A 15285-nucleotide genomic window follows, 5' to 3' on the forward strand; every position below is an offset into this window, starting at 1 on the left:
GCACATTGCAGGACGGAGATAGTTCGGTTACGATCGAAGTATGAAAGAAGGTCCAGACATAGCACAGATCGGCTCGCTGATCGGCGATCCCGCGCGAGCGAATATTTTGACGGCGCTTATGGGCGGCCGGGCGTTGACGGCAACGGAACTGGCAGCGGCTGCCGGCGTGACGCTGCAGACCGCGAGCGCTCATCTTTCCAAGCTCGAAGCGGGCGGCCTGCTGGTACAGCGCAAGCAGGGCCGCCATCGCTATTTCACGCTGGCCGACGATCGCGTCGGCAAACTGCTTGAGAGCATCATGGGCTTTGCCGCAAGCCGCGGCCATCTGCGCCATCGTCCCGGCCCGAAGGAGCCGGCGCTGCGCAAGGCGCGCATCTGCTACGATCATCTGGCCGGCGACTATGGCGTGCGCATGCTCGACAGCCTGATCGAGGCCGGGTCGATATCCGCCGTGGGCGAAGGTCTGAGCCTGACAGCCGACGGCGAGAGGCATCTGGGGTCGATCGGCATCGATGTCTCCGGGCTGCGCTCGAGCCGCCGTCCGCTTTGCCGATCCTGCCTGGATTGGAGCGAGCGGCGTGCGCATCTCGCCGGTAGCCTCGGCAAAGCACTGCTTTCGAATTTCCTCGACAAGGGATGGGCGCGGCGCACCGAAAACAGCCGCTCGATCTTCTTCACGCCAGAAGGCGAGCGCCGATTTCTGGCGCTCTTTCCACTTGAATTAAGCGAGAGCACCTCGCAGCCGGAGCTGGATAACACGCCTTAGGCTGCCTTGATCAGGACACCACTGAAATTGTTTGCAGCAATACGGCTGCAGAGCTCACCCCATTCGCAGCCGAGGCAGGCGTGACGGATTTCACCGCTGGCGAAATTACGGCGGAGCTTGGAAAGCAGCCTGGCATCCGGCACCAACACGGTTCCGGGGCCGATCTCCTCGCCCAGCAATGCCGCGATATCGGCAAGAGCAGCCGCGTCCCGCTCGATGACCGAGGTCTTGAAGCAATGCGGCTCCTCCCCGTTCAGGAGGGGCGCGCAGATGTCATCGGGGCCTGAGACCAGTTTGATCTCCTCCCCATCCGACAGCCGCTCGGCGATGCGGCGATAATTGTCGGTGAAGGCTGAAGTATAGCCTTCACCGACGAAGGTCAGCATGCAGAGCAGATGGTGGGCGCGAAGCCTGACGGTCAATTCAGACGCGCCTTGCCGCCATAGACCTGGATGGTCTTCAGCACTGCAGCCGCAAGCGCCGACTTGAGCACAGCGCCGAGGATGAAGGGCGCTACGCCAAGCAGCCAGCCCTTCTCCACGCCGATCAGCGCTGCAAGCCATGCGCCGCCGATCGCCAGGCAAAGAATGTTGGCCGAGAGATGGGCGATGAAGCTGCGCACGCCGCGGTTGCCGCTCCAGCCGCGCTCGGCAAGCCAGCCGACAAGGGCTGCGATGATCGGGAAGGAGGCCAGATAACCCGCCGTCGGCCCCATGAAGGGCGCAACGCCGCCTGCCCCGCCGGCGAGCACCGGAAAGCCGATCGCGGCTTCGCCCAGCCATGCAAGAACCGTGACCGCACCAAGACGCCAGCCATAGAGAGCGCCGATCATGGTGATCGCGAATGTCTGCATGGTGATCGGCACCGGCACCATCGGAACCGAGATTCGCGATGCGAGCGCCAGGATCAGCGTTCCGGCGAGAATGAACACGGTCTTGGCAATGAGGGAACGCTGGCCAAGGCGGAGCGGATCGAAAGCGACTTCATCATGATGCTGCAACAGGGACATGGGCTCTCCTTCCAGAATTATAGATAATTTTTGATTCTCATCTATTTTATGAGAGAGATCGCGCAACCAGGCAAGTGGCAAGCGTTCGATATTTCGACTGAGCACGAAATACCATTGAAAAATAAGGGTAATAAAATCCAAGAGACGCGACTCACTAAAGCAGGGCACTGACCGTGGCGCGGCGACATCAGGGCGAAGGAAGCCCTCGTAGAGCGCCGCCTTCAAAGCGTGCTCAGCCACATATCTCAAAATTATCTATAATTTTTAGCCGACGATTGCGAAAGCGTCGCGTGTCGATCCCGAAGGCGTGCGCACCGGCGCGCGGCCGATCCATTGCACATGCTTCTGCAGGATCGCAGCAGCCTCTTCGGCCCGCCCCTGACGGAGTGCCGCCAGAATGGCGCGGTGGTCGTGATCCGTGCGCTTCTCCCAGCCGGATTGCCAGGCGGAGAAGAGAAAGCGAGCGCTCACGGCATGCAGATCGTCGATCGCCGCGAGCAGGCGTGCCATGCCGCAGGGCGCCAGGATCAGGCGATGGAAGCGCCGATTGGCTTCCTCCCAGGCATGAACGTCACCGGCGGCATCGCCGTCGCGCGTCGCCTGCTCGGCTTCGTCCAGAATGGCTGCGGTCAAATGTGGAGCCGCGTGCTTGAGCGCGAGACCTTCGAGGGCTGCGCGCATTTCCGCAACCTCGCGGACTTCTTTCAGATCGAAGGAGGCGACGCGAACGCCGCGGCGCGGCAGGCTGATCGCCAGCCCCTGCGCCTCCAGCCGCCGGAACGCCTCGCGCACGGGCACATGGCTGGTGCCGAATTCCTCGGCGATATGATCCTGCCGCAAGCGGGCATCGGGCGCGATCTCGCCGCGGATGATGCGGTCGGCAAGCACCCGGCTGATGCGGCTAGCAATGGTGTCGTCGCGCCCCTTGGCCATGGCCGATCCTTAAAGGCGGGGCCATCCGATGTCGAGCGACAAGAAACCTTCGTCACCTCTTTTGCGCATTTCGACCTTTTCGCTCACTGCAGCGCAGCCATGCCCGCCAATTGGTTGAGCTTTGCCGACATATCGTGTAAAGCCCGGCGGTCGTTTTTCAGAGCACCTCCCGAAACACCGATGGTTTCCTGGAGCGTGCCGATCCCAGCCACATCAAAGGCAGTAATTTCATGAGCAATGGTTTCGACCTCATCATTTTCGATTGCGACGGCGTTCTGGTCGATTCGGAAATCATCGCGGCGCAGGTTGAATCGAAGCTGCTGACCGATGCCGGCTATCCGATCAGCGCCGAGGAAATGGGCGAACGCTTCTCCGGCATGACGTGGCGCAACATCCTGTTCGAAGTCGAGCGCGAGGCCAGCATCCCCCTCTCTGCTTCGCTGCTCGACAAATCGGAAAAACTGCTCGACCTAGCGCTTGCCAGCGACGTTCAGGCTATATCGGGCGTGCCGCAGGCGCTGTCACGCCTGCCGATGCCGCGCTGCATCTGCTCGAACTCCAGCGCCGCGCGGCTTGAAATGATGCTGACAAAGGTCGGTTACTTCAAGCTGTTTGCTCCCAATATCTTTTCCGCCAAGGATCTCGGCGCCGACCGCGTAAAGCCCAAGCCGGACATCTTCCTGCATGGCGCCAAGCAGATGAATGTCAGCCCAGCTAATACGATCGTCGTCGAAGATTCGGTTCACGGCGTCCAGGCGGCGCGCGCTGCCGGCATGCGCGTCATCGGCTTCACCGGCGCATCGCACAGCTATCCTTCGCATGCCGACAGGCTGACCGATGCCGGTGCCGAAACCGTTGTCAGCCGCATGGCCGAGCTGCCCGGCGTCGTCATGGCACTCGCCGAATGGGATGGCGTCCTCTGAGACAATAGGCAATAGGCAATAAATGTTGCGGCTATAGTGCCGGCGGCAACAAGGACAAGGTGATCTTTTCCTACTGCCTACTGCCTACTGCCTACTGCCTACCGCCTACCGCTTGACCCCAACCTTAGTGACGCTTCTTGCGCGCCGGCTTCTCGCCCTTTGCCGGCTTCTGCGGGCCTTGATCGAAGCCGATCTGGACGATGGTGAAGCCGCCCGAGCCACCGGCAACCTGGATATCGTCATCGGTGAAAAGGAACTGCGCAGTGGTCTCGCCCGGCGGGATTTCCGCCGTGTACATAATGGTCTTGCTATAGAGCGCATTGTCGTTGTCCATGACGGCAACATGGATCGGCAGGGTTATCTTGCCGGAGCTGCCCATGGGACCGGCAACCAGGCGTCCCTGCGCTACGACGTGAATGCCGAGGCTGGTGCCGTCCGTGGTGCACTGGCGGGTCGCCTGTGCCAGCGAAGCCTGATAGATCAGCTGGTTCGGATCGTCCTTGGCGCCCTTGGCGTAGGTGCGATAGACCGAATCCTCGTCGCGGATGACAGCCTGCGGGCACTTGCCGGCGACATAGGTCTGACCGCCCGTAGGTGCAGCAGTCGTGGCTCCGGTTTGCGGCGCTACCGTTACATCCGTTGCCGGCTGTTTTTCACTGTTGCCGCCGATGCCGAGAGTGCTGCAACCCGTCAGCAATGCCAGAAGCGAAGCGGAGAAAAGACGACGCGAAACCTTGCCAAACACTATAATTCCACCCTCTCCATATATTTCATGTAATCGGCCTGCAGCCTGTCAAACGGGCCTTTTATGACACTTGGCGATGGTCTATACCAGCGACGCAGCGAAAAATCGATTGGGTAGACACCGTTTTGGCTCACTTTTCGAGATCCACACATTGCCACAAACAGACGCCACATGGCGCCGATCCCACGCGCCTTGCGCAAACGCGAAAACCACGCGGCTGATCCGACGCAAAAAGACCGGCCGCCGTCGCTTCGTTCCTCTACCCTCTCAATCGATCACTCAGGCAATTTTGCGACCAAAGGAATTCTAGACCGTGGACTACATTTCAACGCGGGGAGAAGCCCCTGCCCTTGGCTTCTGCGACGCTCTTCTGGCCGGCCTTGCTCGTGACGGCGGGCTTTATGTTCCCCGTGAATGGCCTGTCCTGACGAAGAAGGAAATCCGCGCGTTCCGCGGCAAGAGCTATCAGGATGTCGCCTTCGCCGTCCTTTCGCCCTTCACCAATGGCGAAATCCCGGCCGATGTCTTCCGCGGCATGATCGATGATGCCTACGCCACCTTCCGGCATCCGGCGGTCGCACCGCTCGTCCAGACCGGGCCGAACAGCTTCGTCATGGAGCTCTTCCACGGCACGACGCTCGCCTTCAAGGATGTCGCCATGCAGCTGCTCGCGCGGCTTATGGACTATGCGCTGGAAAAGCGCGGCCAGCGGGCGACCATCGTCGGCGCGACCTCGGGCGATACTGGCGGTGCGGCGATCGACGCCTTTGCCGGACGCGAACGCACCGATATCTTCATTCTTTTCCCGCATGGAAAAGTCTCGCCGGTGCAGCAGCGGCAAATGACCACCTCGACGGCGGCAAATGTTCACGCGCTGGCGATCAAGGGCAATTTCGACGATTGCCAAAACCTCGTCAAAGCCATGTTCAACGACGCCGCCTTCCGCGACAAGGTCAAGCTTTCCGGCGTCAATTCCATCAACTGGGCGCGAATCATGGCGCAGGTTGTCTATTATTTCACGACAGCCGTCGCCCTCGGCGGTCCGGACCGCAAAATCTCGTTCACTGTACCCACGGGCAATTTCGGCGATATTTTCGCTGGCTACGTCGCCAAGCGCATGGGCCTGCCGATCGAAAAGCTTGTTATCGCCACCAATGAAAACGATATCCTCGCCCGCATGCTGAAGACTGGCCGCTATGAAATGCGCTCAGTCAAGGCAACCACCTCGCCGTCGATGGATATCCAGATCTCCTCCAATTTCGAGCGGCTCCTGTTCGAGGCCAACGGCCGCGACGCCTCCAAGGTGCGCGCCGCCATGGAGAGCCTGAAGCAGTCGAACGGATTTTCGGTCAGCGAAGAGGCTCTGAAGTTCATCAAGAAGGACTTCCGCGCTGGCCGCGCCAGCGAGAAGCAGGTGGCCGAAACGATCCGCAAAACCCTTGCCGATACAGGCTATCTGCTCGATCCGCATACGGCAATCGGCGTCTTCATTGCGGGCAAGAACGAGCGTCCCAGCAGTCCGATGGTAACGCTTGCGACCGCCCACCCGGCAAAATTCCCCGCCGCAGTAAAATCCGCATCCGGTATTGACCCGGCGCTTCCGACGTGGCTTGCTGGTCTGATGACCAGGGAGGAGCGTTTCGACATTCTCGATCCGGAACTTAAAGCCGTCGAAAGCTTTATCGGCAGGCATATCCGGACCGGCGAATAACAGACGCGGAAAGACAAGCGATGACAGTGGAGTGCACCCGGCTAGCGTCCGGGCTGACAGTAGCGACCCAATCGATGCCACACCTCGAAAGCGTGGCACTCGGCGTTTGGATCAAGTCGGGTTCGCGCAACGAAACCGAAGCAGAACACGGTATCGCGCATCTGCTCGAGCATATGGCATTCAAGGGCACGGCGCGGCGCTCGGCCCGGCAGATCGCCGAGGAAATCGAGAATGTCGGCGGCGAAGTCAACGCCGCCACCTCGACCGAAACCACGTCCTATTATGCCCGCGTGCTGAAGGACCATGTGCCGCTCGCCGTCGATATCCTTGCCGATATCCTGACCGAGTCGGCTTTCGACGAAGAAGAGCTGGCGCGCGAAAAGCAGGTCATCCTGCAGGAAATCAATGCCGCCAACGATACGCCCGACGATGTCGTCTTCGACAAGTTTTCCGAGGTCGCCTATCGCGGCCAGACGCTCGGGCGCGCCATTCTCGGCACGCCGGAAACCGTCGTATCCTTCTCGCCGGAACAGATCCGCCATTATCTCAGCCGCAACTATACGACCGACCGCATGTTCGTCGTGGCGGCCGGCGCTGTCGACCATGAAAGCTTCGTACGCCAGGTCGAGGAGCGCTTCTCCAGCCTGCCGACAAAACCGTCCGCTCCGCCCGTTATCGAGCCGGCGCGCTATATCGGCGGCAACATTCGCGAAACGCGCGACCTGATGGATGCGCAGATCCTGCTCGGCTTCGAAGGCCGCGCCTATCACACGCGCGATTTCTATTGCTCGCAGATCCTCGCCAATATCCTCGGCGGCGGCATGTCCTCGCGGCTGTTCCAGGAAGTGCGCGAATTCCGCGGTCTCTGTTATTCGGTCTACGCCTTCCATTGGGGCTTCTCCGATACCGGCATCTTCGGCATCCATGCCGCAACCGGCGGCGAGAACCTGCCGGAGCTGCTGCCCGTCATCATCGACGAGCTGCATAAATCCTCCCATGACATTCAGCAGCAGGAAATCGAGCGAGCTCGCGCCCAGATCCGCGCACAGCTGCTGATGGGCCAGGAAAGCCCGGCCGCCCGCGCCGGCCAGGTCGCAAGGCAGATGATGCTTTATGGCCGCCCCATCCCGAACCAGGAGATGCTGGAGCGCCTGGAAGGCATCACGATCGATCGCCTGACGGATCTTGCCGGCCGGCTGTTCTTCGATACAGTACCGACGCTTTCTGCGATCGGGCCGCTGGAGCAGCTCGCGCCGATGGAGGACATCGTCACCTCGCTGTCGTCGCCGGTCCCTGCCTCCAGAAGCGCAAGCGGCTAAGGGCACGCCGCAGGCCTATGGGTGCAATTCTCGGGGGAGTGCTTGGCGGCATGCAAAAATCTGTCTTTCGGTTTCTCTCACGTCATTCGGACGCGGTTGAACTCGAAAACGACAATTATTTGCTGCGGCTGCCGCGCTATTCCGATTTCAATCAATGGCATAAGCTTCGGGCGGAAAGCCGCCGCTTTCTGGAACCCTGGGAGCCCACCTGGCGGCATGACGAGCTGACCGAAGGTGCCTATCGGGCGCGCATCATCCGTGGTAAGCAGGAATACAGCTCCGGCCAGGCCATACCGCTCTTCATTTTTCTCAGGGAAAACATGACGCTGGTTGGCGGCATCACGATCGGCTATATTCGCCGAGGTGCTGCGCAGAGCTGCATGATCGGGTATTGGATGGGCGAGCGCTACTCCGGTCAGGGCCATATGTTCGCCGCACTTCAGTTGGTTATACCCTATATCTTTTCCGGACTTGAGTTGCACCGAATTGAAGCAGCCTGTATTCCGGATAACGAGCGTAGCATGCGGCTTTTGGAAAAAGCCGGTTTCCAGCGGGAAGGTCATTTGCGCGGTTATCTTAAAATCAACGGTCAGTGGCGCGACCATGTGATGTTTTCAAGGTTGGCATCCGACACCAACCCGAACCGAAGCTTCGACCAGCGATGATCGCCGGATCGATGCAGACGTGGCCGATGGCCCGCCGGCTATGCGCCGTGATCGCAACGCTTGCTGCCGCCATGCTGCTGTTGATCGCCGGGATGGCCGATGCAGCCGAGCCCGTGAAGATCTCGCGTGACGATACTGCGCTCGACCTCACAGCGACGACCGAAATCTACACCAATCAGGGTGAAGCCTTTCAGGTTTCGACGGCTGCCGGCGCCGATGGCATCCGCCGCCGCATCGAGGTTCGCTCCTCCTCGCCCAATCATCAGGGTGACTGGGCGGTTTTCGCGCTCGCCAATGTCTCCGAAGAGCAGCTCGAGCGCGTCATCGTTGCCCCGCATTTCCGCCTTGTGAATTCAAAAGTCTTCTGGCCCGATCTCGGCTCGCAGCGCATCGTCGCGATCACGCCGAGCGAAGGTTTCGCACTCGATCGTCAGCCTAGCGACGAAGCCGATGTTTTCCGCATAACGCTGAACCCCGGCGCCGTCGTCACCTTCGTTGCCGAGCTTTCGTCGCCGAACCTGCCGCAGCTCTATCTCTGGGAACCGAACGCGTACAAGGACACGGTCAACGCCTTCACGCTCTATCGCGGCATCGTGCTCGGCATCGCCGGCCTGCTGGCGGTGTTCCTGACCATTCTTTTCGTGGTCAAGGGAACCTCGATGCTGCCGGCGACGGCCGCACTCGCCTGGGCGGTGCTCGGCTATATCTGCGTTGATTTCGGCTTCCTCGGCAAGCTCATCAGCATCACGTCCAGCGACCAGCGAATATGGCGCGCCTGCGCGGAGGTGGCGCTCGCCTCCAGCCTGGTGATCTTCCTCTTCACCTATCTCAATCTCAATCGCTGGCACGCTCACCTCGGCTATGTGACGCTCGCCTGGGTGCTCGGCCTTGCCCTGCTCTTCGGCGTGGCGATCTACGATCCGTCGATTGCGGCCGGCATCGCCCGGCTGTCGCTGGCGCTGACGGCAACGGCCGGCCTGCTGCTCATCATCTATCTCGGCTTCAGCCGATATGACCGGGCCATCTTGCTCGTGCCCGCCTGGGCGCTGATCCTCGTCTGGCTGTTCGGCGCCTGGATGACGGTCATGGGCAAGCTTGACAATGACATCATCCAGCCGGCACTCGGCGGAGGTCTCGTGCTGATCGTGCTCCTGATCGGCTTCACGGTTATGCAGCACGCCTTTGCCGGCGGTGCTTTCCAGCAAGGGCTGTTCTCCGATCTGGAGCGACAGTCCCTGGCGCTGACAGGCTCCGGCGATACCGTCTGGGATTGGGACGTGGCCCGCGACCGCGTGGTGACGACGCCCGATATCTCGGTGAAGCTCGGCCTTTCGCCCGGAACCATGCACGGCGCAGCGCGCAACTGGCTGCCGCGGCTGCATCCCGATGATCGCGACCGTTTCCGCGCTACACTCGACGTGCTTCTGGAACATCGGCGGGGCCGGCTGAACCACGAATTCCGTATTCGCGCGGAAGACGGGCATTTCCACTGGCTGTCGATCCGCGCCCGGCCAGTGCTGGGCTCCAATGGTGAGATCATTCGCTGCGTCGGTACGATCGTCGACATTACCGAGCAGAAGAATTCGATTGAGCGGCTGCTGCACGATGCCGTGCATGACAATCTCACCGGATTGCCGAACCGCCAGGTCTTCCTTGATCGTCTGCAGGCCGTTCTGACGCTGGCTTCCGATGGAAATCAATTGCGGCCGACAGTCATCGTCATCGACATCGATCGCTATAAACTCGTCAACGATACTCTTGGCTTTGCCGCTGGTGACAATATCCTGATCGCGCTGACCCGTCGCCTTCGCCGCCTGATGAAGCCGCAGGATACGCTCGCCCGTCTTTCGGGCGATCAGTTCGGCCTCATCCTCGTTTCCGAACGAGATCCCGCCAAGGTCGCAGATTTTGCCGACGCGATCAGCAAGGCGATCATGGTACCGATCAATTTCGCTAACCGCGAGATCATTTTGACGGCATCGGTCGGCTTGACCTCCTGGGTCGATCAGCAGGAAAATGCGGCGGGGATGCTCAGCGACGCGGAACTTGCCATGTACCGCGCCAAGCGCGCCGGCGGCAACCGCGTCGAGCCTTTCCAACCGGCCTTCCGCAGCTTCGGCACCGACCGGCTGCAGCTTGAAACCGATTTGCGCCGTGCGGTCGAACGCAAGGAACTTTCGCTCGTCTATCAGCCAATCGTTCGGCTTGAGGATGCAGAAATCGCAGGCTTTGAGGCGCTGATGCGCTGGGAGCATCCGAAGCGCGGCAATATCCCGCCGTCCGAATTCATCCCGATCGCCGAGGCTTCCGATATCATCGGCCCGCTCGGCATGTTCGCCCTGGAGCAAGCGACCAACGACCTGAAGGCATGGCAGCGACAGACCGGTGACCTGCCGCTGTTCGTCTCCATCAACCTTTCCAGCGTTCAGCTCCTCAACAACGAGCTTTACGACGATATCCGTGCGCTGCTCGCCAAGACCCATTGCGATCCAAGCCGCATCAAGCTGGAGCTGACGGAATCGCAAGTGATGGAAAATCCGGAACAGGCACGGCTCGTCCTCGACAAGCTGCGTGACGCCGGCATAGGCCTTGCGCTCGACGACTTCGGCACCGGCTACTCCTCCCTCGCCTATCTCACCCGCTTTCCCTTCGATACGATCAAACTCGACAAGGCGATGGTCCGCGACGATAGCGACAAGAAGGCAGTTCTGCTGCGTTCGGTCATTTCCATGGCGCGCGAACTCAACATGCGCGTCGTGGCCGAAGGCATCGAATCGGAAGAGGATGCGCTGGAGCTTGCCAAAATCGGCTGCAGCTACGGCCAGAGCTTCATCTTCGGGCCGCCGATGGGATCGGATTCGGTGATACGCCTGTTGAAGGAACGCTTTCCGCTGACGAAGCGCGCCTGAGTATTCGATCACGCGCTGTCGATCAATTCCCTGATATAGTCGAGCTTGGCAACCACCGGCGGCGAGAGAATGAAGGGATAGGAATCCGGCTGCCCCATGCTGCGCTGGATGGAATTGATCGCCACGCTCAAAGGGATCCAGGCGCTGACGAGCTGCTCGGCACTTTCCGCCTTGTAAGGATTGAAATCCACCTCGGCCGCCATGTCGTGATAGCGATGGGGATCGATCGCCAAGCCGAAGGAGCACGCCGTTTCCAGCGTATCGACGATGTGCAGATAATGCGCGAAGCATTCGGCGAAATCCTCCCATGGATGGGAGCTGGCATAGGCGCTGATGAAACTTTCCTGCCAGTTTGCAGGCGGGCCATTGTCGTAATGGGCCTGAAGTGCCAAGCCATAATCGGCGCGCTCGTCGCCGAAGATGGCGCGAAAGGGGTCGAATTGCCCGCGATCACGGACAAGCTTGTTCCAGATGAAATGGCCGGTCTCGTGGCGGAAGTGGCCGAGCAAAGTGCGATAGGGCTCGTTCATCGAGGTGCGCGCCTGTTCGCGCGTCGCATCGTCGGCCTCCGCAGCGCGGATCGCGATCAGTCCTTCCTCATGACCTGTCATCGCCGGGACGACAGTGCCGCCTTGCACTTCGTCTTCAAGGAAGTCGAACACCAGCCCGCCTTGCGGGTCCTCTGTCCGGTTAGGATGGGGCAGCTTCAAGCGCAAGAGCGAATAGAACAGATGCCGCTGCGCCTGGCCGATGCGTCGCCAGCGATCTACGCCCTGCTCGGTGTCGGTGTTCGGCACGAGACGATTGTGCCGGCACGCGACGCAATAGAGCTGCTGATCCTCGGCATCGATGAGCCAGTTGCAGATATCGAGCTCGGCATTGGCGCAAAAGCGCAGATGCCTGGTGGGTTCGGAAACCAGATGCCAATTCGGGCTCTCACCGGGCTCCAGCGCGTGAATCGCCATCAGATCCGGAACGAAGCCGAGCTGATGTCCGCAACGGACACACTGCCTGTTGTCGAAATGCACTGGCTGGCCGCAATGGTCGCAGGTGAAAAGCCGCATGCCCCCCTCGCAAAGGATGGTTGCCCTATACTGAATATTAAAGAGCCTGCCACGTTTCCGTAACAGGCTCTTCCTCCCAACATCGCCGCTTCGACGTTAATTCAAACGGAGCAGCGACCATGGATTGGCAAAACAAGCAGCCGGTCACATCCGGTCGACCGCCCCCTTGACCTTATCTTTGGCCTTGCCGACGGCGGTCTGCACCTTGCCCTTGGCTTCCTGCGCAGCGCCCTTGGCGCGCATTTCCTTATCATTCGTCGCCTTGCCGGCCATCTGTTTGGCCTTGCCGGCAATTTCGTTCGCCTTACCGGACACCTTGTCGGTCGTGCTGCTCATGTCTGACGCCTCCTGGGCTAGGACGGCGGAATTGCCGTCGCTCTGCCAGAAAAACGTCACATCAGCTATTTCGTTCCAAAATAACGCAAATCGGCTCAGCTATGGCCGGCATGCGGTGACAGCATGACCGGATTGATACCCATGAGAGCCAACGCACGGTCATACTTGTTGTCGAGGCTGCGATCGAAGATCAATTCTTCGTTTGCAGGGCAGTTCAACCAGCCATTGTTGCCGATCTCCGCCTCGAGCTGACCAGCGCCCCAGCCTGCATAGCCGAGCAACATGGTCGCGCGCTTCGGGCCGCTTCCCTTGGAAATGGCCCGGACGATATCGAGCGTCGCCGTCAGGCTGATATCGTCGCTGACCGGAATGCTGCTGTCGCTGATGTAATCGTCGGAATGCAGAACGAAACCGCGGCCACTTTCGACAGGACCGCCGGTCTGGATCGGGAAATCGCGCGCCATCTGCGGAAGCACGATAGCATCGTCGTCCTTTATCATTTCGAGATGCAAGAGGACATCGGTGAATGTCAGCTTTTGAGCCCGGTTGATGACAAAGCCCATGGCGCCGGCATCGGAATGGGCGCAGATATAAACAACCGTGCGATGAAAGTTCCGATCCTCCATGCCGGGCATGGCGATCAGGAACTGACCATCGAGAAAACCTCTTTCGCGTCTATTCTTCAGCGTCGATAGGGACATCGTGCCTCCTGACCGCAGTTCACAACTGCGCCGCCTCATACCAAGATGGGGCAATGTAATAAATCAATCAACTGAAAATGATCATTTACCTCTTCGGTCCTGCTGGCTCCCGGCAGCCCTATCCGCTAAATCCTTGTTCCATGATCGAAATAAGCACCGTTGCCCGCCTGTCGGCACTTCTCGCCACTTTGTTTTTCAGCACCGCGGCGGCCCATGCCGCAACGAGCGAGTGGATAGACAATCAGGGCGGCAGAATGCGTCTGATCGCACTGGCGCCGGACGCGGAAGAGCATATCCGTGCCGCCTTGCAGATCGAGCCGGAGCCGGGCTGGATCACCTATTGGCGCGAACCAGGTCAGGGCGGAATTCCGCCGCAAATAACGCCGGCAGCCGGCAGCGGCGTAACCCTGGAAAGGGCGGGCTATCCCGTGCCGAAGCCGATCCGCGTCGGCCCCATCCAGGAAATCGGCTACGACGCGCCGGTCACGTTTCCGCTTGATCTGCGTGTCACCGGCAAGGCGCCGGCAAAGCTTGAGCTGACGGCTTTCATCGGCCTCTGCAAGGATATCTGCATTCCTTTCCAGGCCGAATACTCCCTGCCCTTGCCGACAGATGTGCAGCCGACCTCGCATGAACTGGCCTTGCTCGATGCGGCAAAGGCTGTGCTACCGCAGCCTCCTTCCCCGGATTTCGCCGTCCAGAGCCATAAGATCTCTACCGACGCCAAGAGCCTTTCGCTGCATCTGACGCTGCCGGAGGCAAGCCGGAAGATGCCTGATATCTATGTCACGGGGCCGTCGGGCTACGTGTTCTTTCAGCAAGCGAATGCGAAGCGCGAGGGAACTGCCTTCTCGGCCGAGATCGAGATCGGCAAATTGCCGAAGGATTATGATCCGAAAGGCAAGGACTGGAGTATTCTGGTCGTCGATGGCGACCGGGCGATGGAAACCACCCTTGCGCTGGAATAGCTGGGATCTATAGTTCTCTGAACCATCTTCATGCCATCGGCGGCCGTTCGAGTGCCCCGAAACAACGACCCAAGGAGAGAGCCATGACTATCGCCATCGGCGACACGCTGCCTGCCGCCACCTTCAAGGAAAAGACCACCGACGGCCCGGTCGAGATCAGCACCGAGCAGCTGTTTGCCGGCAAGCGCGTCGTCCTCTTCGCCGTTCCCGGCGCGTTCACGCCCACCTGCTCGCTCAATCACTTACCGGGCTTTCTCGAAAACCGCGATGCCATTCTTGCCAAGGGCATCGATGACATCGCCGTGGTTTCCATCAACGACTGGCACGTCATGGGCGCCTGGGCGCAATCGTCCGGCGGCCTCGGCAAGATCCACTTCCTCGCCGATTGGGACGGCGCCTTCACCAAAGCGCTCGGCCTCGAGGTCGATCTCTCAGCCGGTGGGCTCGGCATTCGCTCCAAGCGTTATTCCATGCTGGTGGAAAACGGCGTGGTAAAGACGCTGAATATCGAGGAAAGCCCCGGCCAGGCGACGGTTTCAGGTGCTGCCGCGATGATCGAGCAGCTTTAAGATTTTGATGGACGGAAGAAACAGGGCGCCTCAAAAGCGCCCTTTGTTTTATTCTTCCTCATTGAAATGAGTGTCGAAATCTCGATGTCCTTCGAGCACATTCAAAACCTCGAAGACATCGTCGACATAACGGAAAAAGATCACGTACCCACGAAATGCGAAGCTTCGCATATCGTCTCTCAGTTCCGGTCGGAGGCGGCCCATTTGACCGGGTAAGGCCGCAAGACTTGCGCACTTGCGGCGTAGCTCTTCGGTAAATTTCAAAGCGACCGATGGGTTGCCGCTTTGACGCGTTATAAATACAAGAATACCCAGGATGTTATCCTGAGCGGCAGCTATATAACGAAGCCGAGGCACTCAATGGCTTTCTTTTGCCAGTTCGGCAGCCTTGGCTTCCAAAGCGGCGCCAAGCTGCTCGTCAGATATATCGCCTCCGCGATCGATCGATGCCTCTAAAGTACGCCGTAACGCTGCTATTTTCGCCTCACGCTCCTCTACGAGCCGGAGACCTTCGCGCACAACTTCGCTGGCGGAGCTGTAACGCCCCTCTTCCACGGTTTTCTCAACGAATTTCTCCCAGCGTTCGCCGATAGAAACATTCATATCCGTCTCCTCTTCAGGCTCGCCGAATATCTGAATAACAGATAATGCCCCATATATAGCATCA

At 59.9% G+C, this 15285-nt stretch carries 17 protein-coding genes; 8 read left to right on the top strand and 9 right to left on the bottom strand.

Annotation, left to right across the window (positions count from 1 at the left end):
- Positions 1 to 40 precede the first annotated feature (40 nt).
- Positions 41 to 766: an ArsR/SmtB family transcription factor gene (locus PH562_RS24125; RefSeq protein WP_285176202.1), complete on the top strand. Its 726-nt coding sequence runs from the start codon at positions 41 to 43 to the stop codon at positions 764 to 766.
- Here the strand turns inward: PH562_RS24125 and PH562_RS24130 are convergent.
- The 3 genes from PH562_RS24130 to PH562_RS24140 all read right to left on the bottom strand — a co-directional run bounded on the left by PH562_RS24130 (position 763) and on the right by PH562_RS24140 (position 2708).
- Positions 763 to 1188, bottom strand: coding sequence for a DUF1284 domain-containing protein (locus tag PH562_RS24130; protein ID WP_285176204.1), 426 nt, complete (start codon positions 1186 to 1188; stop codon positions 763 to 765). The genes PH562_RS24125 and PH562_RS24130 overlap by 4 nt on opposite strands.
- The gene (locus tag PH562_RS24135; protein WP_285176205.1) at positions 1185 to 1775 is read right to left on the bottom strand and encodes a biotin transporter BioY; all 591 of its coding nucleotides are present in this window, start codon (positions 1773 to 1775) and stop codon (positions 1185 to 1187) included. The genes PH562_RS24130 and PH562_RS24135 overlap by 4 nt, the downstream gene beginning before the upstream one ends.
- Before the next feature lie 264 nt (positions 1776 to 2039).
- Positions 2040 to 2708: a GntR family transcriptional regulator gene (locus PH562_RS24140; protein ID WP_285176206.1), complete on the bottom strand. Its 669-nt coding sequence runs from the start codon at positions 2706 to 2708 to the stop codon at positions 2040 to 2042.
- Positions 2709 to 2938: 230 nt separating this feature from the next.
- Here PH562_RS24140 and PH562_RS24145 point away from each other — a divergent pair, with 230 nt between their 5' ends.
- Positions 2939 to 3631: an HAD family hydrolase gene (locus tag PH562_RS24145; RefSeq protein ID WP_285176208.1), complete on the top strand. Its 693-nt coding sequence runs from the start codon at positions 2939 to 2941 to the stop codon at positions 3629 to 3631.
- 124 nt (positions 3632 to 3755) lie between these two features.
- Here the strand turns inward: PH562_RS24145 and PH562_RS24150 are convergent, their stop codons facing one another.
- Complete coding sequence (locus PH562_RS24150; protein ID WP_285176209.1) at positions 3756 to 4376, bottom strand: hypothetical protein; 621 nt, start codon at positions 4374 to 4376, stop codon at positions 3756 to 3758.
- Positions 4377 to 4689: 313 nt separating this feature from the next.
- Here PH562_RS24150 and thrC point away from each other — a divergent pair, with 313 nt between their 5' ends.
- From thrC to PH562_RS24170, 4 genes are read left to right on the top strand one after another with little or no spacing between them, the layout of a single operon-like run.
- Positions 4690 to 6087, top strand: coding sequence for a threonine synthase (gene thrC, locus PH562_RS24155; RefSeq protein ID WP_285176210.1), 1398 nt, complete (start codon positions 4690 to 4692; stop codon positions 6085 to 6087).
- A 20-nt stretch (positions 6088 to 6107) separates the two neighbouring features.
- Positions 6108 to 7406 (top strand): M16 family metallopeptidase, encoded by a 1299-nt coding sequence (locus PH562_RS24160; protein WP_113232069.1) that lies wholly within the window; start codon positions 6108 to 6110, stop codon positions 7404 to 7406.
- Positions 7407 to 7456: 50 nt separating this feature from the next.
- Complete coding sequence (locus PH562_RS24165) at positions 7457 to 8071, top strand: GNAT family N-acetyltransferase (RefSeq protein ID WP_113232068.1); 615 nt, start codon at positions 7457 to 7459, stop codon at positions 8069 to 8071.
- Entirely contained in the window at positions 8068 to 10980 is a 2913-nt protein-coding gene (locus tag PH562_RS24170) for a sensor domain-containing phosphodiesterase (RefSeq protein WP_285176212.1), read from the top strand. The genes PH562_RS24165 and PH562_RS24170 overlap by 4 nt, the downstream gene beginning before the upstream one ends.
- Before the next feature lie 8 nt (positions 10981 to 10988).
- On the opposite strand, the gene PH562_RS24175 is transcribed toward PH562_RS24170, so the two are convergent.
- The 3 genes from PH562_RS24175 to PH562_RS24185 all read right to left on the bottom strand — a co-directional run bounded on the left by PH562_RS24175 (position 10989) and on the right by PH562_RS24185 (position 13081).
- Entirely contained in the window at positions 10989 to 12044 is a 1056-nt protein-coding gene (locus tag PH562_RS24175) for a zinc-binding metallopeptidase family protein (protein ID WP_285176213.1), read from the bottom strand.
- Positions 12045 to 12188: 144 nt separating this feature from the next.
- Entirely contained in the window at positions 12189 to 12380 is a 192-nt protein-coding gene (locus PH562_RS24180) for a CsbD family protein (protein ID WP_069613771.1), read from the bottom strand.
- A 95-nt stretch (positions 12381 to 12475) separates the two neighbouring features.
- The gene (locus PH562_RS24185) at positions 12476 to 13081 is read right to left on the bottom strand and encodes a YqgE/AlgH family protein (RefSeq protein ID WP_113232065.1); all 606 of its coding nucleotides are present in this window, start codon (positions 13079 to 13081) and stop codon (positions 12476 to 12478) included.
- Positions 13082 to 13221: 140 nt separating this feature from the next.
- On the opposite strand from PH562_RS24185, the gene PH562_RS24190 reads away from it, so the two are divergent.
- Positions 13222 to 14049 (top strand): protein-disulfide reductase DsbD domain-containing protein, encoded by an 828-nt coding sequence (locus tag PH562_RS24190; RefSeq protein WP_285176215.1) that lies wholly within the window; start codon positions 13222 to 13224, stop codon positions 14047 to 14049.
- 83 nt (positions 14050 to 14132) lie between these two features.
- The gene (locus PH562_RS24195; RefSeq protein ID WP_113232064.1) at positions 14133 to 14618 is read left to right on the top strand and encodes a peroxiredoxin; all 486 of its coding nucleotides are present in this window, start codon (positions 14133 to 14135) and stop codon (positions 14616 to 14618) included.
- Between the two features lie 48 nt (positions 14619 to 14666).
- Here PH562_RS24195 and PH562_RS24200 read toward each other — a convergent pair whose 3' ends face one another.
- On the bottom strand, positions 14667 to 14975 hold the full coding sequence (locus tag PH562_RS24200) for a type II toxin-antitoxin system RelE/ParE family toxin (RefSeq protein ID WP_285176217.1): 309 nt from the start codon (positions 14973 to 14975) through the stop codon (positions 14667 to 14669).
- Complete coding sequence (locus PH562_RS24205; protein WP_113232062.1) at positions 14976 to 15221, bottom strand: type II toxin-antitoxin system ParD family antitoxin; 246 nt, start codon at positions 15219 to 15221, stop codon at positions 14976 to 14978.
- Positions 15222 to 15285 lie beyond the last annotated feature (64 nt).

Source organism: Rhizobium centroccidentale (assembly GCF_030182565.1).
Taxonomy (GTDB): domain Bacteria; phylum Pseudomonadota; class Alphaproteobacteria; order Rhizobiales; family Rhizobiaceae; genus Rhizobium.